At 63.8% G+C, this 24,687-nt stretch carries 15 protein-coding genes and 2 pseudogenes; 6 read left to right on the forward strand and 11 right to left on the reverse strand.

All coding sequences use genetic code 11. From position 1 onward, the window contains the following. The first annotated feature begins 703 nt into the window (after window positions 1-703). The gene (locus ACOCG7_RS25120) at window positions 704-1,834 is read left to right on the forward strand and encodes an IS481 family transposase (protein WP_421377795.1); all 1,131 of its coding nucleotides are present in this window, start codon (window positions 704-706) and stop codon (window positions 1,832-1,834) included. 190 nt (window positions 1,835-2,024) lie between these two features. Here the strand turns inward: ACOCG7_RS25120 and ACOCG7_RS25125 are convergent, their stop codons facing one another. Continuing rightward, window positions 2,025-3,701, reverse strand: a complete 1,677-nt coding sequence (locus tag ACOCG7_RS25125) for a methyl-accepting chemotaxis protein (protein ID WP_244744826.1) — start codon at window positions 3,699-3,701, stop codon at window positions 2,025-2,027. 512 nt (window positions 3,702-4,213) lie between these two features. Here ACOCG7_RS25125 and ACOCG7_RS25130 point away from each other — a divergent pair. Together ACOCG7_RS25130 and ACOCG7_RS25135 are read left to right on the forward strand one after the other, a co-directional pair. Then, on the forward strand, window positions 4,214-5,440 hold the full coding sequence (locus tag ACOCG7_RS25130; protein WP_244744825.1) for an MFS transporter: 1,227 nt from the start codon (window positions 4,214-4,216) through the stop codon (window positions 5,438-5,440). A 369-nt stretch (window positions 5,441-5,809) separates the two neighbouring features. Further along, window positions 5,810-7,714, forward strand: a complete 1,905-nt coding sequence (locus ACOCG7_RS25135; protein ID WP_244744824.1) for a propionate--CoA ligase — start codon at window positions 5,810-5,812, stop codon at window positions 7,712-7,714. Window positions 7,715-7,737: 23 nt separating this feature from the next. On the opposite strand, the gene ACOCG7_RS25140 is transcribed toward ACOCG7_RS25135, so the two are convergent. From ACOCG7_RS25140 to ACOCG7_RS25155, 4 genes and pseudogenes are all read right to left on the reverse strand, one after another. Beyond that, complete coding sequence (locus ACOCG7_RS25140; RefSeq protein ID WP_421377799.1) at window positions 7,738-8,565, reverse strand: 5'-methylthioadenosine/adenosylhomocysteine nucleosidase; 828 nt, start codon at window positions 8,563-8,565, stop codon at window positions 7,738-7,740. Continuing rightward, window positions 8,562-10,913: a UvrD-helicase domain-containing protein gene (locus ACOCG7_RS25145; protein ID WP_244744822.1), complete on the reverse strand. Its 2,352-nt coding sequence runs from the start codon at window positions 10,911-10,913 to the stop codon at window positions 8,562-8,564. The genes ACOCG7_RS25140 and ACOCG7_RS25145 overlap by 4 nt, the downstream gene beginning before the upstream one ends. 431 nt (window positions 10,914-11,344) lie before the next feature. Next, window positions 11,345-11,479: pseudogene (locus ACOCG7_RS25150) on the reverse strand (IS481 family transposase); the annotation flags it as partial. 58 nt (window positions 11,480-11,537) lie between these two features. After that, window positions 11,538-12,808, reverse strand: a pseudogene (locus tag ACOCG7_RS25155) (IS256 family transposase). Between the two features lie 304 nt (window positions 12,809-13,112). On the opposite strand from ACOCG7_RS25155, the gene ACOCG7_RS25160 reads away from it, so the two are divergent. Then, window positions 13,113-13,340, forward strand: coding sequence for a sulfurtransferase TusA family protein (locus ACOCG7_RS25160; RefSeq protein ID WP_027776570.1), 228 nt, complete (start codon window positions 13,113-13,115; stop codon window positions 13,338-13,340). Window positions 13,341-13,468: 128 nt separating this feature from the next. On the opposite strand, the gene galU is transcribed toward ACOCG7_RS25160, so the two are convergent. The 3 genes from galU to ACOCG7_RS25175 form a co-directional block, all read right to left on the reverse strand. Beyond that, complete coding sequence (gene galU / locus ACOCG7_RS25165; protein WP_073432963.1) at window positions 13,469-14,350, reverse strand: UTP--glucose-1-phosphate uridylyltransferase GalU; 882 nt, start codon at window positions 14,348-14,350, stop codon at window positions 13,469-13,471. Between the two features lie 70 nt (window positions 14,351-14,420). Continuing rightward, window positions 14,421-17,300 (reverse strand): valine--tRNA ligase, encoded by a 2,880-nt coding sequence (locus ACOCG7_RS25170; RefSeq protein WP_244744820.1) that lies wholly within the window; start codon window positions 17,298-17,300, stop codon window positions 14,421-14,423. 208 nt (window positions 17,301-17,508) lie between these two features. After that, window positions 17,509-18,747, reverse strand: a complete 1,239-nt coding sequence (locus ACOCG7_RS25175) for an IS4 family transposase (protein ID WP_421380560.1) — start codon at window positions 18,745-18,747, stop codon at window positions 17,509-17,511. A gap of 215 nt (window positions 18,748-18,962) precedes the next feature. Here ACOCG7_RS25175 and ACOCG7_RS25180 point away from each other — a divergent pair, with 215 nt between their 5' ends. After that, window positions 18,963-20,093 (forward strand): IS481 family transposase, encoded by a 1,131-nt coding sequence (locus tag ACOCG7_RS25180; protein WP_114161853.1) that lies wholly within the window; start codon window positions 18,963-18,965, stop codon window positions 20,091-20,093. A gap of 202 nt (window positions 20,094-20,295) precedes the next feature. Here ACOCG7_RS25180 and ACOCG7_RS25185 read toward each other — a convergent pair whose 3' ends face one another. The 3 genes from ACOCG7_RS25185 to ACOCG7_RS25195 are packed head-to-tail and all read right to left on the reverse strand — an operon-like array spanning window position 20,296 to window position 23,226. Continuing rightward, window positions 20,296-21,336, reverse strand: a complete 1,041-nt coding sequence (locus ACOCG7_RS25185; protein WP_244744819.1) for a Gfo/Idh/MocA family oxidoreductase — start codon at window positions 21,334-21,336, stop codon at window positions 20,296-20,298. Further along, entirely contained in the window at window positions 21,336-22,352 is a 1,017-nt protein-coding gene (gene iolG / locus ACOCG7_RS25190) for an inositol 2-dehydrogenase (protein ID WP_154875293.1), read from the reverse strand. The genes ACOCG7_RS25185 and iolG overlap by 1 nt, the downstream gene beginning before the upstream one ends. Continuing rightward, window positions 22,345-23,226 (reverse strand): MurR/RpiR family transcriptional regulator, encoded by an 882-nt coding sequence (locus ACOCG7_RS25195; RefSeq protein ID WP_073432687.1) that lies wholly within the window; start codon window positions 23,224-23,226, stop codon window positions 22,345-22,347. The genes iolG and ACOCG7_RS25195 overlap by 8 nt, the downstream gene beginning before the upstream one ends. A 278-nt stretch (window positions 23,227-23,504) precedes the next feature. Here ACOCG7_RS25195 and ACOCG7_RS25200 point away from each other — a divergent pair, with 278 nt between their 5' ends. After that, complete coding sequence (locus ACOCG7_RS25200) at window positions 23,505-24,551, forward strand: sugar ABC transporter substrate-binding protein (RefSeq protein ID WP_073432685.1); 1,047 nt, start codon at window positions 23,505-23,507, stop codon at window positions 24,549-24,551. Window positions 24,552-24,687: the final 136 nt, after the last annotated feature.

The following is a 24,687-nucleotide window of genomic DNA, read 5'->3' on the forward strand; positions in this document are numbered from 1 at the left end:
GGTGCCCTCGCGCATTCGGCGTTCGTGACAAGGCAGTCATTCTTCCCGCCTTGCACTGCGTGCTCGCCGGAAGGGTCCGTCGGCACACCAGCGGCTTCGCTTGGGCGCGGTGTTGGCCATAGGCTTCGCCTCGACGTGGCGCCGAAAACAGGCGGCTGTTTCGAACGTGTCGCTGGTTCCGGGGCGGCGGTTGCGGGTCGGCGCTAACGGTCCGGCCCCTCGCACCGACGCGCTCGGCGCACGCAGCGCTACCGGTGGCAGAACGACTGCTGACCACGAAGTTGCCTGCGGTCCGAAGAACGACTGCTGACCGAGGAAGCTGCCTGCGGTTTGCAGAACGACTGTTGACCGCAGAGGCTGCCTGCGGTCCGAAGAACGACTGCCGACCGCAGGAGCTGCCTACGGTTTGAAGAACGACTGCTGACCGAGGAAGCCGCCTGCGGTTTGATGAAGTACCGCGACGGCGCGCGCAGCGCCGCCGGAAGAATGACTGCTGTGTCACGAGGGCGGAGTGTGCGAGGGCACCGATTCCAGATGCACCACAATCCCCTCCAAGCCAGGGGACCCACTTCAGAACTGGCGGTGTGAGCCGCTTTCTCTTGCCTACTTCTCTTTGCGGCCGGTGTACAGACCGGGGACATAGCTGACAGGTGTGCGAGGACATGGTTGACACTTCCGGGTACGAAAACGCCCGGTCCCGACCATGCCCTGGAACGCAAGAGACACCATGAGCCTCAGACAGGAATTTGTTCATCTGGCCAGTCGGCGCACGCTCACGGTCACCGAACTGTGCGAGCGCTTTAACATCAGCCGGCAGACCGGCTACAAATGGCTCAGACGTGGCGAGGACGCGCTGGCGGATCAGTCGCGGCGCCCTGCCAGCAGTCCCTCGAAGACCACGGTTGAGATGGAGCAGGAGGTGGTGCGCCTGCGTCAGGCACACCCGCGCTGGGGCGGCCGCAAGATCAGCCGGCGCCTGCGGGATCTGGGCTTTGAAGCGGTGCCGCAGCCCAGCACCGTGACAGCCATCCTGCACCGGCACAATCTGATCCTGCCGGCCGGTTCAGCGATGAGTGAACCCTGGAAGCGCTTTGAGCACGAGCAGCCCAACGTCCTCTGGCAGATGGACTTCAAGGGACACTTCGATACCCTCGAACAGGGGCGTTGTAGCCCCCTGACGGTGCTCGACGACCATTCGCGCTTCAGCATCCTGCTGCGCGCCTGTGGGCCAACCGACACGGCCACGGTGCAGGCGGGCCTGCGCGAGGCATTCGGCCACTACGGCCTGCCGTTGCGCATCAACACCGATAACGGTTCGCCATGGGGTTCACCGGGCAGCCCGGGGCAGCTCACCGAACTGGCCGTCTGGCTGATCCGGCTGGGGATCCGCATCAGCTACAGCCGGCCTTACCATCCGCAGACCAACGGCAAGGACGAGCGGTTTCACCGCACGCTGAAGGCCGAAGTGCTGAACGAACGGAGCTTCGCCACCCAGCAGCACGTGCAACGCGAACTGGACCGCTGGCGCACCATCTATAACTGCGAGCGCCCGCACGAGGCGATCGGCATGGACACTCCGATGAGCCGTTACCAGCCGAGCCCGCGGGCGTTTCCATCGGTCCTGCGCGAGCCGGAGTACGGCCCGGATGACGTGGTGCTGCGGGTCAAGGCAAATGGCGAGCTACGCTTTGAAGGACGGCGCCTGAAGGTCTCGAAAGCACTTTACCGGCTGCCGGTTGCAGCACGCGCAAAGGACGGCGAAGACGGCGTATTTGAATTCTGGTTTGCCCATCACCGCATCCTCACCCTTGACCTGAGGAGCGAAAACCGCTGACCATAAAGTGTCAACGATGTCCTCGCACGTTCGTCAACCATGTCTCCGGTCTGTACACGGCCGGCAAAGAGAAGTAGGTGCCGCCCCGCACAGGGGCAACGCCAATAGACCACTAACAAATCAAGCAAAGGCCAACAAAGCAACAACCACCACCAACAGCGCCGCGCAGGCAAAAAACCCAAAAACACAATCACAACCTAAACTTCCCCACCATCTCCTTCAACCCCCGCGCCTGATCATCCAGCGACCGCGCAGCGGCCGTCGCCTGTTCAACGAGCGCGGCATTCTGCTGCGTGCCCGAATCCATCTGCGTCACCGCGAGGTTGATCTCCTCGATCCCGGCGCTCTGCTCCGACGACGCCGCCGAAATCTCGCCCATGATGTCCGTAACCCGCTTCACGGCCTTGACGACTTCGTCCATCGTCTGCCCGGCGTCCTGCGCCAGGGTCGAGCCATTGCTCACCCGCTCGATGGAAGCACCGATCAACCCCTTGATCTCCTTCGCGGCCGCCGCGCTGCGCTGCGCCAGGTTGCGCACTTCCGCGGCGACCACCGAAAACCCGCGCCCTTCCTCGCCCGCCCGCGCCGCCTCGACCGCCGCGTTCAAGGCCAGAATGTTGGTCTGGAACGCAATGCCCTCGATCACGCCGATGATGTCGCCGATACTGCGCGCGCTGTCGTTGATCTCGTTCATCGTCGCGACCACGCGGCTCACCACCTCGCCGCCCTTCTCCGCGATCTCCGACGCGTTGTTGGCGAGCGTGCTCGCCTGCTTCGCGTTGTCGGCGTTCTGACGCACGGTCGACGTCAACTGCTCCATGCTGCTCGCGGTGCGCTCGAGCGCCATCGCCTGCTGTTCGGTACGTTGCGAGAGGTCCTGATTGCCCATCGAAATCTCGCCCGAGGCGGTCGCAATCGCGTCCGCGCTCGCGGCAATGTCGGAAACCGTCGTCGCGAGACCGCCTTGCATGTCGTGCAGCGCGTACAACATGCTCGACCTGTCGTTGCGGCCGAGCGCGATCCGGTTCGTCAGATCGCCCGCCGCGATCCGGCTGGCGATTTCCTTCGCATACGCGGGTTCGCCGCCGAGTTGACGGGCAAGGCGCCGCACCACCCATTCGCTGATGCCGAACGCCAGCACGATCAGGCCGAGCGTCATCACCGCGATCATCACGAACGACGAGTGATAGATGAAGCCCGACGCGTCGATGGTCGCCTTCGCGGCCGTGCCGCGCTGCGCGACGAGTTCGTCGACGAGCTTTTCGAGCTTGCCGGTCTCGACCAGCAGCGAAACGTCCTGCGTGCCGACCTGCCAGTTCATCTGCGACAGATCGAGCGGCTGCGCCTTCACGAGCGTCACGAAGTCGCGCAGGTGGCCGCTCCATGTCGTGACGGCGGCGGCGAATTTCTTCTGCTGATCGACCGCCTTCGCGTCGGATGAATCGACGTACTGCTGCAGCGTGCCCAGTTGCGCGCCGAGGCCGGCGAGGCCCTTGTCGATGTCGGCGCCCAGTTCGTCGCGCTCCTTCGCGGTGGTCGCGGTCAGCAGCGTTTTTTGCGCGCGGCTCGCGCGCAGCATGTAGCCGCGCGCTTCCTCAGCCGCGCGGCTGGCGACGTGGCCCTGGTCGTAGATCGATTGCGTGGAGGCATTCAGGCGGCTGATCTGCGTGAGCGAGAATACGCCGATCAGCAGCGTGCCGACTAGCAGCACCGCGAACGCGAGGCGCAGCATTATCCTCACCGGCAAGCCCTTGAACCGCACGGCGCGCGAGCGGCCGCCCTGTCCACGCGACGGCGACTTGCCAGCCGCTTGTGCATCCGGTACGAACCCCGCGCCCGTCTGGCCGCCTGGCGAAATGACTTTCATATTTTCCCGTCCCCACGAGTTCGGACTGCCGGAAAGGTCGATTCCGGCAGGGCTGCTTCATTGCTGCTTATCTCTCCGGGTCTACGGCATCAACCTCCGCGATCTTTAGCGTCGCGTCGAGAAAAAGCCGCTTGCGTGCCGCCCGGTTTTGGCGCGCCGGTCAGATGAGCGGCGCGTCCGCGACCGTTTTATACACGGCCAAAAATCGCTCCAAGCGCACTCCAGGCGCATTTATCCGGCCACTTGCCACACCCGAACGGTCATGGCAGCCGATCTGCGGCGAGCACCGCGGCGGTGCGACCCGCTCGCGTCTGGGCGCCTTTTTCGATGCTCTTTAGGGTTGCGCATGTCCGATTCTCGACAAAGCTTGTCCTTACAATTCACTCAAGCCACATTAAACTTCGGCAATTAGCTCGCAACGCCGAAGGCCGCGTCGATATGCCGCGACGCCCCGCTCCCAGGCATCGCGGCGTTGCAACGCGGCCGCCACCCTTTCTTTTCTGAACTCACGTATGGAAACGAGCCTCGACAAAAGCGCCCTCGCCGGCGCGCAAGCGCCCGCCAAAGTGCAACGCACGGTGTATTCCGTGCTGGGCGCGATCAGTTTTTCGCATCTGCTCAACGACATGATCCAGTCGTTGATCCTCGCGATCTACCCGATGCTGAAAGACAACTTTGCGCTGTCGTTCGGGCAGATCGGCCTGATTACGCTGACTTACCAGATCACCGCGTCGCTGCTGCAACCGCTCGTCGGCATCTATACCGACAAGCATCCGAAGCCGTACTCGCTGCCGGTCGGCATGGGTTTCACGCTCGCGGGCCTGCTGCTGATGTCGGTCGCGCCCAATTTCGGCGTGCTGCTGGTGGCGGCGGCGCTGGTCGGCTGCGGTTCGTCGGTGTTCCATCCGGAATCGTCGCGGGTGGCGCGCATGGCTTCGGGTGGCCGTCATGGTCTCGCGCAGTCGCTGTTCCAGGTGGGCGGCAACGCGGGTTCGTCGCTCGGGCCGCTGCTCGCCGCGTTGATCGTGATTCCGCACGGGCAGCGCAGCATCGCGTGGTTCTCGGTCGCCGCGCTCGTCGCGATCGTGGTGCTGACGCAGATCGGCCGCTGGTACAAGCAGCATCCGTCGGTGAAGAAGGCGCGCGGCCAGACCGCTCACGCCACGCTGTCGCGCAACAAGGTCATGTTCGCGATGGGCGTGCTGGTCCTGCTGGTGTTCTCGAAGTACTTCTATCTCGCCAGCATCAACAGCTACTTCACCTTTTATCTGATCGACAAGTTCCATTTGCCGGTGCAGGCCGCGCAGGTCCATCTGTTCGTATTCCTCGCGGCGGTCGCGGCGGGCACGGTGATCGGCGGGCCGATCGGCGACCGGATCGGCCGCAAGTACGTGATCTGGGTGTCGATTCTCGGCGTCGCGCCGTTCACGCTGCTGCTGCCGTACGCGAACCTGTTCTGGACCGGCGTGTTGACGGTGATCATCGGCGTGGTGCTGGCCTCGGCGTTCTCGGCGATTCTGGTCTACGCGCAGGAGTTGATCCCCGGCAAGGTGGGCATGGTCGCGGGGCTGTTCTTCGGTTTCGCGTTCGGCATGGGCGGGATCGGCGCGGCGGTGCTCGGGCAATTAGCCGATGCCACCAGCATCACCTACGTGTACAAGGTGTGCTCGTTCCTGCCGCTGATCGGCGTGCTGACGGTGTTTCTGCCGGACGTCGAAGGCAAGCGCGCGAAGGCGTGAGCGTTTGTTTTCGGGAGTTGCATGAGGAAAAAGGCGCTGCGGCGCCTTTTTCTTTGGTGCTGGCGGGTGGCGCGGCGGGTCGTTTCGGTGCTCGTCTTGGTGCTCGGTGCTCGGTGCTCGGTGCTCGGTGCTCGGTGCTCGGGGCTCGGTGCTCGGTGCTCGATGCTCACGGCTCGCGGCTCGCGGCTCGGTTCGACGCAATCATCATGGCCCGCGTCTCGCTCATGGTGAACCCGCGTTGTCCGCCGTGCCGGGCGTACCCTATGCTTGCGTGGACACACGCTTGCACTCGCGCCGCGCCACATTCGTCAATACGGCCGCATGCCGACTCGACGTCCGTCCATTCACGCAGCAGAAGGATCGCCGCAGATGACCACCTACCGCGACTTCCACCGCCGTTCGATCGAGAACCCCGAGGCATTCTGGCGCGACGAAGCGCGGCGGATTCACTGGGAGACGCCGTTCGACAGCGTGCTCGACCGCTCGAATCCGCCGTTCGCGCGCTGGTTCGTCGGCGGGCGCACGAACCTGTGCCATAACGCGGTGGACCGGCATCTCGCCGAGCGCGCGCAGCAGAACGCGCTGATTTATGTATCGACGGAAACCGGCATCGAGCGGCGCTACACCTACGCCGAGCTCCACGCGGAAATCAACCGGATGGCGGCGGTCATGCGCTCGCTCGGCGTGAAGCGCGGCGATGTAGTGCTGCTCTATCTGCCGATGATTCCCGAAGCGCTCTTCGCGATGCTCGCCTGCGCGCGGCTGGGCGCGATTCACTCGGTGGTGTTCGGCGGCTTCGCGGCGCCGAATCTCGCCGCCCGCATCGACGATGCGAAACCCGTGCTGATCGTCACCGCCGACGCCGGCGCGCGCGGCGGCAAGGTGATCGACTACACGCCGCTGGTGGACGAAGCGCTCGCGCGCGCGGCCCACAAGACCCCGCACGTGCTGCTGATCGACCGGCAACTCGCGCCCGAGCGCCTGAACGCGAACTATCTGGTTGCCTACGAACCGCTGCGCGGGAAGTTCTTCGACGCCCACGTGCCGTGCGAATGGCTCGAATCGAACGAGCCTTCGTATGTGCTCTACACGTCGGGCACGACCGGCAAGCCGAAGGGCGTGCAACGCGACGTGGGCGGCTATGCGGTGGCGCTGGCGGCATCGATGGAACATATCTTCGAGGGCCGGCCCGGCGACACGATGTTCACCGCGTCGGACGTGGGCTGGGTGGTCGGCCATAGCTACATCGTCTACGCGCCGTTGCTCGCGGGCCTGACCACCGTGATGTACGAAGGCACGCCGATTCGTCCTGACGGCGGCATCTGGTGGCGCCTCGTCGAACAGCACAAGATCAATCTGATGTTCACCGCGCCGACCGCGTTGCGCGTGCTGAAAAAGCAGGACCCGGCGCTGTTGAGGAAAGCCGATCTGTCGAGCCTGCGCACGCTGTTCCTCGCGGGCGAGCCGCTCGACGAACCGACTGCCGCATGGATCGCCGATGCGCTCGGCAAGCCGGTGATCGACAACTACTGGCAGACCGAAACCGGCTGGCCGATATTGGCGATTCCGCGCGGCGTCGAGGCGCTGCCGACCAGGCTCGGTTCGCCGGGCGTGCCGTCGGCGGGCTTCGATCTGAAGTTGCGCAATGAACTGACCGGCGAGCCTTGCGCGCCCGGCGAAAAGGGCGTGCTCACGCTGGGCTATCCGCTGCCGCCCGGCTGCATGTCGACCGTATGGGGCGACGACAAGCGCTTCGTGAGCACCTACTGGTCGAGCGTTCCGAATCAGCAGGTGTACTCGACCTTCGACTGGGGCATTCAGGACGAGGACGGTTACGTGACGATCCTCGGCCGCACCGACGACGTGATCAACGTCGCCGGCCACCGGCTCGGCACGCGCGAAATCGAGGAAGCGTTGTCGAGCCACGCGGCGGTTGCGGAAGTCGCGGTGGTCGGCGTGACGGACGCGTTGAAGGGTCAGGCGGCGCTGGCCTTCGTGGTGCTGCGCGACGCGCAAGCCCACGCGAACGACAAGGCGCGCACGAAGCTGGAAGCCGAACTCATCGCGACGGTCGATCGCCAGCTCGGCGCGATTGCGCGGCCGGCGCGGGTGGTGGTGGTGTCGATGCTGCCGAAGACCCGCTCGGGCAAGCTGCTGCGCCGCGCGATCGCGGCGCTGGCCGAGGGACGCGAGCCGGGCGATTTGCCGACTATCGAAGATCCGGCGGCGTTGCAGCAGGTGCGCGACGCGCTGGGGGAACCCGATCGGACGTAACCGACGACCCAACCCGCGGCGAGTCAACCCCCGCTACGCGCCGCCAGAAGCCGCGCCAGAATCGCATTCGAATAAGCTCCGGCGATCTCGGTGAGAAACGACACGAACGACTCCGGCGCGTGATCGTCGGCGGTGTCCGAGATCGTGCGCACGACGGCGCACGGCACACCGTACTCGTGACACACCTGCGCGATCGCCGCGCCTTCCATCTCGACGGCAAGCGCGTCCGGCAAGGCCGCGCGCAAGGCTTCGACGCCCACCGCGCTGGCAATGAACTGATCGCCGCTGATAATCAGCCCGCGATGCACGCGCGGCTCGCGCGTGCCAAACCGCGCCGCGGACGCCGCGCCCGCTTCGGCCACGAAACGCTCGCACGCGGCGGCCAGTTGATCGGCAAGCGCCGCATCGGCGGCAAAACGCGACACGCCCAACAGCGGCACTTCAAAACGCGGAAACAGCGGCGACGCGTCGAGATCGTGTTGCAGCAGCGCATTGGCGACGACGATATCGCCGATCCGCACCTCGCTGCCCACGCCGCCCGCGACGCCCGTGAACACGACGGCCTCGACGTCGAACGCATGGATCAGCGCGCTGACCGTCGCCGCGGCCGCGACCTTGCCGACGCGCGCCAGCGTCACCACGCACGGCGCACCGTGAACGGTGCCGAGGTGATAGTCACGCTGACCATGCGTGATGGTGCGCAGACTGGATTCGGCCCGCATCGCCTCGATCAGATCGCCGAGTTCCTGCGGCAAGGCGGCGAGAATGCCGAGCGGACGATGCGACGCGCTCGCGCCGCCGCGATCGGGATCGACACCGCCCGCCGCCCCAGCAGCGCCAGCCGCGCTCATTCGACCGCCTGCAATTTGGCGACGGCGAGCGCCAGCCACTTCTCGCCGTGCCGCTTGAATTTGACCTGCGCCTTCGCGTCGGTGCCGCCGCCTTCGAGCGCGGTGATCGTGCCTTCGCCGAACTTGGTGTGGAACACCTGCTGACCGACGCGAAAACCCGTTTCCGCCGCGCGCTGTTCGTTGGCGAAGGCCGGCAGCGGCGCGGGCGTGGACGACGCCGCGCCCGTATAACCCGGCCGCGCGAACCAGTCGCGCCCGTAACCGGCGTTGTCGGACCGGCCGCCCCAGCGCGCGCCCGCCTCCACTTTCGGCGTGAGCCACTTGAGCGTTTCCTGCGGCAATTCGTCGAAGAAACGCGAACGGATGTTGTAGCGCGTCTGGCCGTGCAGCATCCGGCTTTGCGCGAACGACAGATACAGCCGCTCCTTCGCCCGCGTGATCGCCACGTACATCAAGCGCCGCTCTTCCTCCAGACCGTCCGACTCCATCGCGCTGTTCTCGTGCGGAAACAGGCCCTCTTCCAGACCGGTGATGAACACCGCCGTGAACTCCAGACCCTTGGCCGCATGCACCGTCATCAGTTGCACCGCTTCCTGGCCGGCCTGCGCCTGGTTGTCGCCCGCTTCGAGCGACGCGTGCGACAGGAAACCGGCGAGCGGCGTCATCGTGTCCGGGTTTTGCGCCGGGTCGGCGATGCCGGGCGCGTCGAACACGACCGTATTCGGATCGTCGGTGGCGACGGCCAGTTCGGGCGCGGCGGTCGCGCCGGGGCGCAGCGGAATCGAGCGCGCCGGCGTATCCATGCCGTAGCCTTCCTCGCTGACGAACGCGGCGGCCGCGTTGAGCAGTTCCTGCAAGTTTTCCAGCCGGTCCTGGCCTTCGCGTTCGTTCTGATAGAACTCCGCGAGACCGCTCGTGCGGACCACGTGCTCGACGGTTTCCGGCAAGCTCATCTGCTGCGTTTCCGCGCGCATCCTGCCGATCAGATTGGCGAACGCCGCGAGGCTCGAACCCGCCTTGCCCGCGACATACGGAATCGCCGCGGCCATCGAGCAGTTGTACAGGCGCGCCGCGTCCGCGAGTTGTTCGATCGAGCGCGCGCCGATGCCGCGCGTCGGGAAATTGACGACGCGCGCGAACGCGGTGTCGTCGTTCGGATTGTCGATCAGGCGCAGATAGGCCAGCGCGTGCTTGACTTCCTGGCGCTCGAAAAAGCGCAAGCCGCCGTACACGCGATACGCGATGCCCGCGTTCACCAGCGTGTGTTCGATCGTGCGCGACTGCGCGTTGCTGCGGTACAGGATCGCGATCTCGCTGCGCGACGTGCCGGTGCTGATCAGCGCCTTGATTTCCTCGACGATCCAGCCGGCTTCCTGCGTGTCGGTGGCGGATTCGTACACGCGCACCGGTTCGCCGTGGCCGGCGTCCGTGCGCAGATTCTTGCCCAGCCGCCGCGAGTTGTTGGCGATCAACTGATTGGCGGCGTCGAGAATATGGCCGTGCGAGCGGTAGTTCTGCTCCAGCTTGATGAGATGCCGCACGTTGAACTCGTGCTCGAAGTCGCGCATGTTGCCGACGTTCGCGCCGCGGAACGCGTAGATCGACTGGTCGTCGTCGCCCACCGCGAAGATCGAGTTGGCCTGGCCCGCCAGCAGCTTCAGCCACGCGTATTGCAGCTTGTTGGTGTCCTGGAACTCGTCCACCAGAATGTGCCTGAAGCGCGCCTGATAGTGGGCGCGCAGCGGCGGATTGTGCGCGAGCAGTTCATGACAGCGCAGCAGCAGTTCCGGAAAATCGACCACGCCTTCGCGCTGGCACTGCTGGTCGTAGGCTTCGTACAGTTCGACGAACTTGCGGTTGAAGTTGTCGGTGGCGTCGACGTCCTTCGGGCGCAGGCCTTGTTCCTTCGCGTTGTTGATGAAGTACTGGAGATTTTTCGCCGGGTACTTTTCGTCGTCGATGTTGAGGCCCTTCATCAGACGCTTGATCGCGGAGAGCTGGTCGGCGGTGTCGAGAATCTGGAACGTGGCCGGCAGACCTGCGTCGCGATGATGCGCGCGCAGCATGCGGTTGCACAGGCCGTGGAAGGTACCGATCCACATGCCGCGCGTGTCGATCGGCAGGAGCGCCGAGAGACGCGACATCATTTCGCGCGCGGCCTTGTTGGTGAAGGTCACCGCCAGGATCGTGGCGGGCGAGGCCAGCCCATGCTGGATGAGCCACGCGATGCGGGTGATCAGAACGCGGGTCTTGCCGCTGCCCGCGCCGGCGAGAATGAGCGCCGGCTCATTGGGGAGCGTGACGGCGGCGTGTTGTTCGGGGTTTAGGTTGGCTAGCAGATCGGGCATTTTTCTGGAGGGACGGCGGTTCGTTCGTCATTATATGCCCCTGCGGGGAGTGGGATTTTTGGCCTGCTCGGCGGGGTTTTGGTTTGGTTGGTCTTGCTTTTTGGCCTTTTCTTGATTTGTTAGTGGTCTATTAGTGTTGCCCCTGTGCGGGGCGGCACCTACCTTCTTTGCCGCCGCAAAGAAAGTAGGCAAAGAAAGCGGCTCACACCGCCAGCTTTCAAGCGGGTCTCCTGGCTTGGAGGGCGCAGTGGTGCGATAAACGGATGATCCCTCGCACAGCCAGCGTCAGTGACCAGGCCGTCATCAGCTCCCACTCCGCACTGCGTGCGTCGCGGATGGGTCTGCCAGGGAAGACAGCGGTAATTTTTTGCGCCGTGGGGGCCGCCGTCGGCCTCGCCTCGTCCTTGCCGATCCGCCAGCGCGTCCTCGCCACGTTTGAGCCATTTGTAGCCGGTCTGCCTGATGTTAAAGCGCTCGCACAGTTCGGTGACCGTGAGCGTGCGCTGACTGGCCAGATGAACAAATTCCTGTCTGAGGCTCATGGTGTCTCTTGCGTTCCAGGGCATGGTCGGGACCGGGCGTTTGAACCTGTCCGCATTTTTGTGTGCGAGGCGATGGGCGGAGTTACCCGCGTGCGTTGGTGAATCGCTCACCAAACAGGATAGCAAACTGGTTCATGGCGGATGACCAGTCGAATGCCGCCCGTACTGATTTTGCCAGCACGTTGCGCAGCGCCAGCCAGAGCAGCTTGATGGCGGCCTCGTCGTTGGGGAAGTGGCCGCGGGTCTTGATGATCTTGCGCAGCTGCATGTTCAGACTCTCAATGGCGTTTGTGGTGTACACGACCCGGCGTATCTCGGGGGAAACACGAAGAACGGCGTGACGTTCTCCCACGCTCGTCGCCACGACTGCACGATCGTCGGGTACTTCGCTCCCCATGGGCCTTCGGCGAAGGCCTCCAGGGCCTGCAGGGCGGCCGGTTCGCTCGCGGCTGCATAGATCGGACGCAGCGCCGCGGCGACGCTCTTGCGGTCCTTGTAGCTCGCGTACTCCAGACTGTTGCGGATCAGGTGCACGATGCAGGTCTGCACGGTCGTGCGCGGGTACGCCGTGCCGATCGCCCCGGCCAGGCCCTTCAGGCCGTCGACCACCGCGATCAGGATGTCCTGGCAGCCGCGCGTCTTCAGTTCATTGAACACCTTGAGCCAGAACTTCGCGCCCTCGGTCTGTTCGATCCACAGGCCGAGCACGTCGCGCTGGCCATCGGCCTGGATGCCCAGCGCCAGATAGACGGCCTTGTTGCTCACCACGCCGTCGTCGCGGATCTTCACGCGCAGCGCGTCGAAGAACACCACCGGATACATCGCCTCGAGCGGGCGGCTCTGCCAGGCGAGCGTCTCGGCCATCACCTCGTCAGTGACCGAACTGATGAAGTCGGGGGAGACCCCGGTGCCATAGCTCTCGGCCAGGAACGCCTGGATTTCGCGCACGCTCATGCCCCGCGCGTACATCGCGATGATGCGTTCGTCGAAGCCCGTGAAACGGCGCTCGTGTTTGGGAATCAGCAGCGGCTCGAAACTCCCCTCGCGATCGCGCGGCAGATCGACCCTGAGCGGGCCGCGCTCGGTGATCACCGTCTTGCCGCTGGCGCCATTGCGTTCGTTGGTCTGCTCGGAGGGTTTGGGCTGACCGGGCCGGTAGCCCAGATGCATGTTCATCTCGGCGCCCATCGCGCGCTCGATGAGCGCCTTGTTGAACGCGAGCATCAGGTCCTGGACCTCGGCGGGCGTCATCGGCCCCTTGACCAGTTCATCGAGCAGCGCTTCAGGCAGGGCAGGCAGCGGCCCTCGGGCCGCTGCCTGCGAAGCGACGGTGCGTTTCTTCTTCATCGGCATATCCATGACTTTGATCCTTCATGATATGCCTCGCCCACGAAATTACGGATAGGTCCGTGCGTTTTCGTACCCGGACGTGTCAACCATGTCCTCGCACACCTGTCAGCCATGTCTCCGGTCTGTACACGGCGGCAAAGAAAGTAGGTGCCGCCCCGCACAGGGGCAACGCTAATAGACCACTAAGACCAACCAAACCAAACCCGCCGAGCAGGCCAAAACACCAAACAACTCCCTGCGGTAGAATTTGACCCTCTGCCCGGCGCCGCAACCGGCGCCCCCATCCCGAAGGTCATCGTCGATGCAAATTCAGATCCACAAGGAAGTCGATGCGCGCGGGCTGATGTGCCCGCTGCCCATCTTGCGCGCCAAGAAGGCGCTCGCCGACATGGAAAGCGGCCAGATTCTCAAGGTGCTGGCCACCGATCCCGGCTCGCAGCGCGATTTCGCCGCGTTCGCGAAGCAAACCGGCAATGAAATCGTCGAAAGCTCAGCGCACGACAAGGTCTTCACGTTTCTGATGAAGCGCCGCTGATTCACGCGCGCTCCCGAACGCTCGCACCCAAAACAAAAGGCGCTGTGCCCGCGAATGCGGGTCACAGCGCCTTTTTCATGCCCGGCAAGACCAATAAATAACCGGGCGCCGGGAACGCAACTGCGCGTTCAGCCTTCGAGCACCGGCGAACGCGTGCGCAGATATTCCTCGAAATCGGCGGCTACTTCCGGGTGACGCAGCGCGAACTCCACCGTCGCCTTCAGATAACCCAGCTTGCTGCCGCAGTCGAAACGCGTGCCGTGATACTTGTACGCCAGCACCTGCTCGTCGGCGAGCAGCGACTGAATCGCGTCCGTCAGCTGCAATTCGCCGCCGGCGCCCGGCTTGAGCGCGCGGATGTGATCGAAAATCCGCGGCTTGAGCACGTAGCGGCCCACCACGCCGAGATTCGACGGCGCCACGTTCGGCTCCGGCTTTTCGACGATGCCCGACATCTTGATGATCGAGTCTTCCCACTCCTTGCCGTCGACAATGCCGTACGACTTGGTTTCCTGCGCGGGAATCTCTTCGACGCCGATCACCGAGCTGTGATAGTGGTCGAACACCTCGATCATTTGCGTCATCACGGGCGGCGTGCCGTACAGCAAATCGTCCGCGAGAATCACGGCGAAGGGGTTGTCGCCCACCAGCTTTTCCGCGCACAGCACCGCGTGGCCGAGGCCCAACGCTTCCGGCTGGCGCACGTAGAAACAGTCGACGTGGCTCGGCTTGATGCTGCGCACCAGTTCGAGCAGCTTGTCCTTGCCGCGCGCCTGCAGTTCGGCCTCGATTTCATACGACTTATCGAAATGGTCCTCGATCGCGCGCTTGCTGCGGCCCGTCACGAAGATCATTTCGGTGATGCCGGCCGCCATCGCCTCTTCCACCGCGTATTGGATCAGCGGCTTGTCGACGATCGGCAGCATCTCTTTCGGGCTCGCCTTCGTGGCAGGGAGGAACCGGGTGCCGAGACCTGCCACCGGAAATACCGCCTTTGTAACTTTTAGCATGTGATTACCCTAGTCCTCTGGTTTGCTATGAGTCCGTACCCGCCGCACGAGGGGCGGGCACGAGCCTCGATCAGGCCGGCAAGCGCGCGAACTGCGCTTTCAGCTTGCCGACCGTGGCTTCGAATTCCGCCAGCCTTTTTTGCTCCTGCTCGACGACTGCCGGCGGCGCCTTCGCCACGAAGCTCTCGTTCTGCAATTTGGCGTTGCACTTGACGATTTCCGTGCTCAACCGCGCGATCTCCCTGGACAAGCGCTCGCGCTCGACGGCCACGTCGATCTCCACCTTCAGCACCAGCTTGTCACTGCCTACGATAGCAATTGGCGCGCCATCCGCTTGTGCATCGAGCGCTGCCTCGTCGGCGATGATCTGCACTTCCGATAAGCGAGCCAACGCCTGGGCGTACGGCGCAAACGTGCGCAGACGCTCCGCGTTGCCGGTCGCGAGCAACGGCACCTTGACCGCCGGCGACAGATTCATTTCGCCGCGCAGGTTCCGGCACGCATCGATCACGGCCTTCAGGTCGGCCGCCCATTGCTCGGCGTCTTCGTCGATCTTCGATGGCTCCGCAACGGGGTAAGGCTGCACCATGATCGACGCTTCACCCTCGGCTTTGCCTTCGGGGTAACGGCCGGCCAACGGCGCGACTTTCTGCCACAACGCCTCGGTGATGAACGGAATCACCGGATGCGCGAGGCGCAACACCGTCTCGAGCACGCGCAGCAGCGTGCGGCGCGTGGCGCGCTGCTGGTTCGGCTGACCCGTCTGGATCTGAACCTTGGCGAGTTCGAGGTACCAGTCACAGTATTCATCCCATACGAACTTGTATAGGGCGTTGGCCACATTGTCGAAACGATAGTCGGCGAAACCCTTCGCGACTTCCGCTTCCACGCGTTGCAGGCGCGAGACGATCCAGCGGTCGGCCGCCGAGAAATTCAGGTGGCCCTCCGGACCGCATTCGCCGCACTGCGCCGGCTTGCCGAAGCCGCAATCGTGGCCTTCGCAGTTCATCAGCACGAAGCGGGTGGCATTCCACAGCTTGTTGCAGAAGTTGCGGTAGCCCTCGCAGCGTGCCAGATCGAAATTGACGTTGCGCCCGAGCGTGGCCATCGACGCCATCGTGAAGCGCAGCGCGTCGGTGCCGAATGCCGGAATGCCCGCGGGGAATTCCTTGCGGGTTTTCTTTTCGATCGACGCGGCCTGCCTCGGATTCATCAGGCCGGTGGTGCGTTTGGCGACCAGCGCGTCGAGGCCGATGCCGTCGACGATATCGATCGGGTCGAGCGTGTTGCCCTTGCTCTTCGACATTTTCTGGCCTTCGGCGTCGCGCACGAGACCGTGCACGTAGACCGTCTCGAACGGCACGCGCCCGGTGAAATGCGTGGTCATCATGACCATGCGCGCGACCCAGAAGAAGATGATGTCGAAACCGGTAACGAGCACCGACGACGGCATGAAGTGCTTCAACTCCTTCGTCTCGGCGGGCCAGCCGAGCGACGAGAACGGCACCAGCGCCGACGAGAACCACGTGTCGAGCACGTCTTCATCGCGCCGCAACGGGCCGGTGTAGCCGGCTTCCGCCGCCTTTTCGCGGGCGCCTTCCTCGGTCTTCGCGACGAAGATTTCGCCGTTTTCACCGTACCACGCCGGAATCTGATGACCCCACCAGAGCTGACGCGAGATGCACCAGTCCTGGATGTTTTCCAGCCACTGGTAGTAAGTGCTGGTCCAGTTCTCCGGCACGAATTTGATTTCGCCGCTGCGAACCACGTCCAGCGCGGTTTCCGCGATCGACTTGCCGGGATTGAAGGTGCCTTCCGGCGCCGGCTTGCTCATCGCGACGAACCATTGGTCCGTGAGCATCGGCTCGATCACGACGCCCGTGCGGTCGCCGCGCGGCACCATCAGCTTGTGCGGCTTGACCAATTCGAGCGCGCCGAGCGCTTCGAGATCGGCCACCACGAGCTTGCGAGCCTCGAAGCGGTCCATGCCGCGATATCTTTCCGGCGCGTTCTCGTTGATCTTCGCGTCGAGCGTGAGGATTTCGATTTGCGGCAGCTTGTGGCGCAGGCCGACCTGGTAGTCGTTGAAATCGTGCGCCGGCGTGACTTTCACGACGCCGGTGCCGAATTCGCGGTCCACGTAATCGTCGGCGATGATCGGCACTTCGCGGCCCGAAAGCGGCAGCGTGACCGTCTTGCCGATCAACTGCGCGTAGCGTTCGTCTTCGGGATGCACCATCACCGCAGTGTCGCCGAGCATGGTTTCCGGACGCGTGGTGGCGACCGTCAGATGGCCCGAGCCGTCGGTGAGCGGATACTGGATGTGCCACAGGTGGCCGTTCTCTTCCTCGCTGACCACTTCGAGGTCGGAGACGGCGGTGAGCAGCACCGGGTCCCAGTTCACGAGGCGCTTGCCGCGATAGATCAGGCCCTGTTCGTACAGGCGCACGAACACGTCGCGCACGGCGGCCGACATCTTGTCGTCCATCGTGAAGTATTCGCGCGACCAGTCGATGGAAGCGCCGAGACGCCGCACCTGATTCGTGATGGTCGAGCCGGATTCCTGCTTCCATGCCCACACGCGCTCGGTGAATTTTTCGCGGCCGAGGTCGTGACGCGAGACGCCTTGAGCGTCCAGTTGCCGTTCGACGACGATTTGCGTGGCGATGCCCGCGTGATCGGTGCCGGGCACCCACAGCGTGTTCTCGCCGAGCATGCGGTGGTAGCGGGTGAGGCCGTCCATGATCGTCTGGTTGAACGCATGGCCCATGTGCAGCGTGCCGGTGACGTTCGGCGGCGGCAACTGGATCGAAAAGTCTTTTTTGTTCGCGTCGAAGGAGGGCGCGGCGTAGGCGCGCTTTTCCCATTCGGGGCCCCAGTGGGCTTCGATCGTGTGGGGCTCGAAGCTTTTGGCAAGCGTGGAGGTGGTATCGCTCGGGGTGTCGCTCATTTGTTGATCGGCTGGTGGATGCGGAGAATGTTCGATTATAAGCGGCGCTGCGGGTGGGGTTTGGTTTTGGCCTGCTCGGCGGGGTTTGATGGTTGTGGTTGTTGATTTGTTGGCCTTTGCTTGATTTGTTGGCCCTTCCTTGATTTGTTAGTGGTCTATTAGCGTTGCCCCTGTGCGGGGCAATGCTCTCAACTTAAGCCCCGCTGCATCAAGCGAGTTTGTACGCGAGATGGAAGTGGGGCTTGGCTTTTCTGGGTGGTCTTGGATAGGAGCGTGAGGGCTGTGTCCGGCATCGGGTCTGGTGGATCATTTCCAGCACACCGGCGAGGCCGTCCAGACAGCGCTGGATGCGCAGAAGACACGCGCCGAGGATGGGCTTGAGTGCGCCCAGTGCATACACCCGGTTAGGACGGCTGGCATGTCTGTCGTCGTGCGGCGCATCGAGATCGCTGAGCAGTGTGCACAGGTTGTCGGCGAGGATTTTTGCGCCGAAGTCCTGCTGTAACGCCAGGTAATCGAGGCCTGTGACGGCTTCCAGCCGCAGCCGGTGCTTGAGTCGTTTGAATGCTTCCTCGACCCGCCAGCGCTGGTGATAGAGCGCGCCGAACGATGCCGCCGGATAACGCCCGCCATCGAGCAGCGAGGTCATCAGCACACGCACGCGACCGCCCGGCGTGACGTCGCGGATCAGGCGCACAGTCGTGGGCGTACGCGCCAGTTCATAGGCGCGGGCATCCGGTTCGCTGGGCGCTTCCAGTGTCACCACATGCTCGGCTTTACCGCTGCGGGTAAAGGCGCTGACGCATTTCCAGTTACGCGCATCGACGCGCATGCAGAACGGGATTTCGCGCTGTGCGAGCGCCGCCACCATCGCGTTGCCGATATAGCCGCGATCGAGCAGCAGCAGGTCGGTATGCGGTTGCAGTACATCGAGGGCTTCGAACAGCATCTGCCGCTCGCCGCCGTCGGCGGGATGAAGTGCAGCGTGCAGGGTCAGTTCGGAACCCGGCAGGAACAGCGCAAACGCGTAGTGATCGGCGCGCAGTTCATGGCCGCGACGCGTGCCCACACGCAGGCGGCTACCGTCAGCGGCGACCAGCCTCAGGCCGTGCCAGCGCATCGAATCGATATGGGGTTGGGCCAGCGAGATCAGGCGGGCGCGGGCCAGCTCGAACAGTTCGGCAGACACTCCCCGTCGCGCCTTGCTGAAGGCCTGTGCGCTGACAGCGCGGGTGCGCCCGCCGCTGCTTCCCAGTGCGCCGAATAGCGCGTCAAGTTCGGCCTGCACACTGGCGCACATGCCGGACATCATCAGCGCGGCCATGCGCGGCAAGGTCAGTGTGCGATTGCGGGTAAAGGCAGTGGGAGAACGACGCACGCGATCGGCGAGCGCCGGATCGAGCAGGAAATCGGAGAACTCAGCCAGAAGCCGCGAGGACGCTGGTATTTGAGTTCATATCGTTGATTTATCAGTGAGTTATGCGATGAAGTTTACAGGGGCAATGCCTCGTTTACAAGCTCTTTGAGGCTTAAGTTGAGAGCATTGCTGTGCGGGGCGGCACCTACTTCTCTTTGCCGGCCGTGTACAGACCGGGGACATAGCTGACAGGTGTGCGAGGACATGGTTGACACTTCCGGGTACGAAAACGCCCGGTCCCGACCATGCCCTGGAACGCAAGAGACACCATGAGCCTCAGACAGGAATTTGTTCATCTGGCCAGTCAGCGCACGCTCACGGTCACCGAACTGTGCGAGCGCTTTAACATCAGCCGGCAGACCGGCTACAAATGGCTCAGACGTGGCGAGGACGCGCTGGCGGATCAGTCGCGGCGCCCTGCCAGCAGTCCCTCGAAGACCACGGTTGAGATGGAGCAGGAGGTGGTGCGCCTGCGTCAGGCACACCCGCGCTGGGGCGGCCGCAAGATCAGCCGGCGCCTGCGGGATCTGGGCTTTGAAGCGGTGCCGCAGCCCAGCACCGTGACAGCCATCCTGCACCGGCACAATCTGATCCTGCCGGCCGGTTCAGCGATGAGTGAACCCTGGAAGCGCTTTGAGCACGAGCAGCCCAACGTCCTCTGGCAGATGGACTTCAAGGGACACTTCGATACCCTCGAACAGGGGCGTTGTAGCCCCCTGACGGTGCTCGACGACCATTCGCGCTTCAGCATCCTGCTGCGCGCCTGTGGGCCAACCGACACGGCCACGGTGCAGGCGGGCCTGCGCGAGGCATTCGGCCACTACGGCCTGCCGTTGCGCATCAACACCGATAACGGTTCGCCATGGGGTTCACCGGGCAGCCCGGGGCAGCTCACCGAACTGGCCGTCTGGCTGATCCGGCTGGGGATCCGCATCAGCTACAGCCGGCCTTACCATCCGCAGACCAACGGCAAGGACGAGCGGTTTCACCGCACGCTGAAGGCCGAAGTGCTGAACGAACGGAGCTTCGCCACCCAGCAGCACGTGCAACGCGAACTGGACCGCTGGCGCACCATCTATAACTGCGAGCGCCCGCACGAGGCGATCGGCATGGACACTCCGATGAGCCGTTACCAGCCGAGCCCGCGGGCGTTTCCATCGGTCCTGCGCGAGCCGGAGTACGGCCCGGATGACGTGGTGCTGCGGGTCAAGGCAAATGGCGAGCTACGCTTTGAAGGACGGCGCCTGAAGGTCTCGAAAGCACTTTACCGGCTGCCGGTTGCAGCACGCGCAAAGGACGGCGAAGACGGCGTATTTGAATTCTGGTTTGCCCATCACCGCATCCTCACCCTTGACCTGAGGAGCGAAAACCGCTGACCATAAAGTGTCAACGATGTCCTCGCACGTTCGTCAACCATGTCTCCGGTCTGTACACCTACTTCTCTTTGCGGCCGGCAAAGAGAAGTAGGTGCCGCCCCGCACAGGGGCAACGCCAATAAACCACTAACAAATCAAGCAAAGGCCAACAAAGCAACAACCACCACCAACAGCGCCGAGCAGGCCAAACCACCAAAAACCATCAAACCACAACAGCCTCCCCGCTCACCAACGACTCCCGCATAGCCACCCCAATCCGAGTAGCCTCAACCGCATCCTCCAATGTGGCGCCGCCCTGCCCCCGGCCCTTCCCCCCACCCCGCACCGCCGCGACAAACGCCCGCGCCTCATGCAAAAACGCCTCCTCGAACCGATCAAAAAAACTCGGCGTGCATTCATTGCGAACACCGGTCGCATCATAAATCTCGACACGATTCGCACGCGGATTGCGCCCGATCGTCAGCGCACCGCCCGTGCCGATCACCTCGCTATGCGTGTCATTCCCATGCGCCTGCGTGCGCGACGCATAGAACATCGCGAGCTTCCCACCTTCGAATTCACAAATCGCCACGCCATTGTCGACATCGCCGAACTCACGCAGCCCCTCGTGCAGCGCAATCGCGCCCGCCGCGAACACCCGCTTCGCGCGCGGCTTGCCCAGCAGCCAACGCGCGACGTCGATATCGTGCACGGTGCAGTCCAGAAAAATGCCGCCGGATGTTGCCGCGAAGCGCACGAAGAAACCATCGGTATCGTTCTTGTCCGTGGTCTGCGAGCGCACGAGAAACGGCCTGCCGATCTTGCCGGCTTCGACCATGTCGAATGCGTTTCTATAGCTCGGATCGAAACGCCGCATGAAGCCGATCGTCGCCTGAAGATGCGGATAGCGTGCGGCCTCGGCCAGCACGCGCTCGCATTCGGCGAGGTCCAGCGACAACGGCTTCTCGCAGAACACATGCTTGCCGGCGTGCAACGCATCCACGATCTGCTGCGCGTGCAACGACGACGGCGTCACGAGCCACACCGCATCCACCTCCCGATCGGCGAGGAGGTCGGCGTAATCGTCATAAAGACGCGGTTCGGGCAGCGCCTCGCGCGCCCACGCCCGCTCTTCCTCCAGAGGGCTGCAAGCGGCGACGAGCACCGCGCCGGGCACGCGATACGCGAGATTTTCCGCATGACGCTTGCCCAACCGCCCAAGACCGACCACACCCAATCGAACCCGCCCCGCGGCCTCCTTCATCACGACGCCTCGCCGAGTTTCACCGCGCGGCCCTCGCGCCACGAACGCGTGGCGGCGTCGGCGAGTTCGAGCGCTTTCAAGCCATCGGCGACGGTCGTGCGCACCGGCTTGCCGTGCGTGACCGCGTCGAAGAAATGCGCGATTTCCAGCGCGTAAGCCGCGCGATAACGTTCGAGGAAAAACGCTTCCGGCACGTCGCTCGACACTTTGGTTCTCGAGTACGCGGTCACTTCCGTGGGCCGCACGTTGCCCGCCTGCAGCATGCCGGCACTGCCGAGCACTTCGAAGCGCTGGTCGTAACCATACGCGGCGCGGCGCGCGGTATTGATCTGACACAATCGCCCGCGCTTCGTGCGGATCGTCACCGCGGTCGAATCGATATCGCCCGCTTCCGCGATCGCCGGGTCGGACAGACAACTGCCGGTGGCATGTAGCGTGTCCGCTTCGTCGTCGAGAATCCAGCGGAAGATGTCGAAGTCGTGAATCAGCATGTCCTTGAAGATGCCGCCGGAATGCTTGATGTACTCCACCGGCGGCGCGCCCGGATCGCGGCTCGTCACCACCAGCATTTCCGGCGTGCCGATCTCGCCGGCATCGATACGCGACTTCAGCGCGGAGAACGTCGGATCGAAGCGGCGCTGAAAGCCGATCATGCACACCACGCCCGCGCGCGCGACCGCTTCGGCGCAGGCGCGCGCACGCTCCAGCGTGAGATCGACCGGCTTCTCGCAGAACACGTGCTTGTTCTGCGCGGCCGATTGCATGATCAGGTCCGCATGCGTGTCCGTGCTCGAACAGATCACCGTCGCGCCGATCGACGCATCGCCCATCGCGCCGTCGACATCCGCAACCTGCGCGCCGTGTTCGGCCGCGAGCGCCGCGGCCGCCTCGCGATTCACGTCGACCACGTACTTGAGCCGCACGCCCGGTTGCCGCGCGAGATTGGCCGCATGAATCTTGCCGATGCGCCCCGCGCCGAATACCGCTACGTCGATCGTCCTTACCGCGTCAGTCATCGTATCCTCCCATGTCCTTGGATTCTTCCACGTTCAATTCGAGCTTGTACGCCAGCGCGATGAACAACGCCTGGCACAAGCAGATCGTGCTGGTCAGCGAGCGGAACGCGAACGCGCTGCCCTCTTTCACATACAGTTGCGTGGTGGCGTAGCGCGCGAGCGGCGACAGTTGGCTATCGGTGATGACCAGCGTCTTCGCCTGATGATGGTGCGCCACGCGCAGGCAATACTGCGTTTCCTTGCCATAGGGCGCGAAGCTGATCGCGATCACCACGTCGCCCTTCTTCACGCTGCGAATCTGTTCGCGGTACATGCCGCCGAATCCCGACACCAGATGCACGCGCTTGGGCGTGTGCTGCAACGCGTAGACGATGTAGCTCGCCACCGGAAACGAGCGCCGCACGCCGACCACGTAGATGTTGTCGGCCTGCTGCAGCATTTTCACGGCGGCGTCGAACTGCTTGTCGTCGAGTCCCGCTTCGAGTTCCTCCAGACCGCCGCGCGAAGCCGCGATGAATTCGCGCGCCACCGAACCGCCGGACAATGCGCCGGGCTTCTCGTCGATCAGCTTGCGAATCCTCTGCTGATAACTCGGCGACGACGTGCCCTGCCCCGTGTAAGCCTGACGGAACACCGCCTGCAAATCGGAGAAGCCGGAAAAGCCGAAGCGCTGCGCGAACCGCACCACGGCGGACGGATGCACGCCGCAACTCGCCGCGATGTCGCTAGTGCGATCCACCATCACGCTCGACCGATGCTGCTCGATATACGTGGCCACGTTTTTCAACTGACGCGGCAACGCTTCGTAGTTTTCCGCGATGCGCTGCATCAATTCATCGACGCTCGGCAATTCCTCGGTGCTCTCTTCCGCCATGGCTCTCTCTCGGGTGCTTTATTGCAGTGCGACAGACGCTTGCAACGCCCGCCCACACTGCCTCCTGACGCTGCCGATTATAGGCAGGGCGCCGAGCAAATGGAACGTATTTTCCATTTTTATTTATCATGAAATTTTCATTGCAACGCTTCGGAAGATGGCCTAATCTTGGTCGTGAGCAATGGTGCAAGGGCGACCCCATACCGGCCGCAAGCGGATGAAAAGCCGCCCGCCAGAGGCTCCCTTCAATAACGACAGACCGAGAAAAGGTGGAGACAATGAGACTTTGCAAGGGCAAGGCTACGCTCAGGATTCTGGTAACGGCATTGACGTTGGCGACGGGATTCGGCGCGGCTTCGGCCGCCCGCGCGGCTGACGCCCACTTCGTGCTGATCAGCCACGCGCCGGATTCGGATTCGTGGTGGAACACCATCAAGAACGCGATCAAGCAGGCCGACGAGGACTTCAACGTCGAGACCGACTATCGCAATCCGCCGAACGGCGACATCGCCGACATGGCGCGTCTGGTCGAACAGGCGGCCGCGCGCAATTACGACGGCGTGATCGTCACCATCGCCGACTACGACGTGCTGAAAAGCTCGATCAGCAAAGTGACCGCGAAGAAGATTCCGCTCGTCACGATCAACTCGGGCACCGAGGAACAAAGCGCGCAACTGGGCGCGATCATGCACGTGGGACAACCCGAATACGTCGCCGGCAAGGCGGCCGGCGAGAAAGCGAAAGCAGCCGGCGTGAAGTCGTTCCTGTGCGTCAATCACATCGCCACCAACACGGTTTCGTTCGACCGTTGCCGCGGTTTCGCCGAAGCGCTCGGCGTCGACTACAAGTCGTCCACGATCGACTCCGGCCAGGACCCGACCGAAATCCAGTCGAAGGTCAGCGCCTATCTGCGCAACCATCCGAACACCGGCGCGATCCTCACGCTCGGACCGACCCCCGCTTCGGCCACGCTGAAAGCGGTTCAGCAGATGGGCCTCGCGGGCAAGATCTATTTCGCCACGTTCGACTTCTCCGACGACATCGCCAAGGCGATCCAGGCCGGCACGATCCAGTTCGCGATCGACCAGCAGCCGTACTTGCAAGGCTATATCCCGGTGGCGGTGCTCGCGATCGTGAAGAAGGAGCACACCACCGATCCGGCGAAGATCCGCCAGATTCTCGAAGCCAATCCGAAGTTCAAGGCGCGCCTCGATACCTACGGTCTCGCGCCGTCGTATGGACCGAAGAACATCCGCTCGGGTCCGGGCTTCATCACCAGAGACAACCTCGACAAGGTCATCAAGTACGCAGGGCAGTATCGCTGATTCTTTCCTCTAGTTAGTCACGCGCGCGGCGGGCGGCCGCTTCGATACGGGCGGCACGCCCGCCTCCACCGCGCATTTCACCGGCTGCCGTTCTCACTCCGCCTTCGCGCGTGAACCGAGACACAGCCGGGCTCCA

It is taken from the genome of Paraburkholderia sp. DD10 (genome assembly GCF_049177125.1).
Taxonomy (GTDB): domain Bacteria; phylum Pseudomonadota; class Gammaproteobacteria; order Burkholderiales; family Burkholderiaceae; genus Paraburkholderia; species Paraburkholderia terricola.

What these genes read in the sequence shown, in the direction of transcription:
- ACOCG7_RS25195 (WP_073432687.1), bottom strand. Translation starts at nt 23,226, where the DNA reads ATGGCGGAAGAGAGCACCGAGGAATTGCCGAGCGTCGATGAATTGATG.
- ACOCG7_RS25200 (WP_073432685.1), top strand. Translation starts at nt 23,505, where the DNA reads ATGAGACTTTGCAAGGGCAAGGCTACGCTCAGGATTCTGGTAACGGCA.
- ACOCG7_RS25185 (WP_244744819.1), bottom strand. Translation starts at nt 21,336, where the DNA reads ATGAAGGAGGCCGCGGGGCGGGTTCGATTGGGTGTGGTCGGTCTTGGG.
- ACOCG7_RS25135 (WP_244744824.1), top strand. Translation starts at nt 5,810, where the DNA reads ATGACCACCTACCGCGACTTCCACCGCCGTTCGATCGAGAACCCCGAG.
- ACOCG7_RS25145 (WP_244744822.1), bottom strand. Translation starts at nt 10,913, where the DNA reads ATGCCCGATCTGCTAGCCAACCTAAACCCCGAACAACACGCCGCCGTC.
- ACOCG7_RS25120 (WP_421377795.1), top strand. Translation starts at nt 704, where the DNA reads ATGCCCTGGAACGCAAGAGACACCATGAGCCTCAGACAGGAATTTGTT.
- ACOCG7_RS25140 (WP_421377799.1), bottom strand. Translation starts at nt 8,565, where the DNA reads ATGAGCGCGGCTGGCGCTGCTGGGGCGGCGGGCGGTGTCGATCCCGAT.
- iolG (WP_154875293.1), bottom strand. Translation starts at nt 22,352, where the DNA reads ATGACTGACGCGGTAAGGACGATCGACGTAGCGGTATTCGGCGCGGGG.
- ACOCG7_RS25170 (WP_244744820.1), bottom strand. Translation starts at nt 17,300, where the DNA reads ATGAGCGACACCCCGAGCGATACCACCTCCACGCTTGCCAAAAGCTTC.
- ACOCG7_RS25125 (WP_244744826.1), bottom strand. Translation starts at nt 3,701, where the DNA reads ATGAAAGTCATTTCGCCAGGCGGCCAGACGGGCGCGGGGTTCGTACCG.
- galU (WP_073432963.1), bottom strand. Translation starts at nt 14,350, where the DNA reads ATGCTAAAAGTTACAAAGGCGGTATTTCCGGTGGCAGGTCTCGGCACC.
- ACOCG7_RS25130 (WP_244744825.1), top strand. Translation starts at nt 4,214, where the DNA reads ATGGAAACGAGCCTCGACAAAAGCGCCCTCGCCGGCGCGCAAGCGCCC.
- ACOCG7_RS25180 (WP_114161853.1), top strand. Translation starts at nt 18,963, where the DNA reads ATGCCCTGGAACGCAAGAGACACCATGAGCCTCAGACAGGAATTTGTT.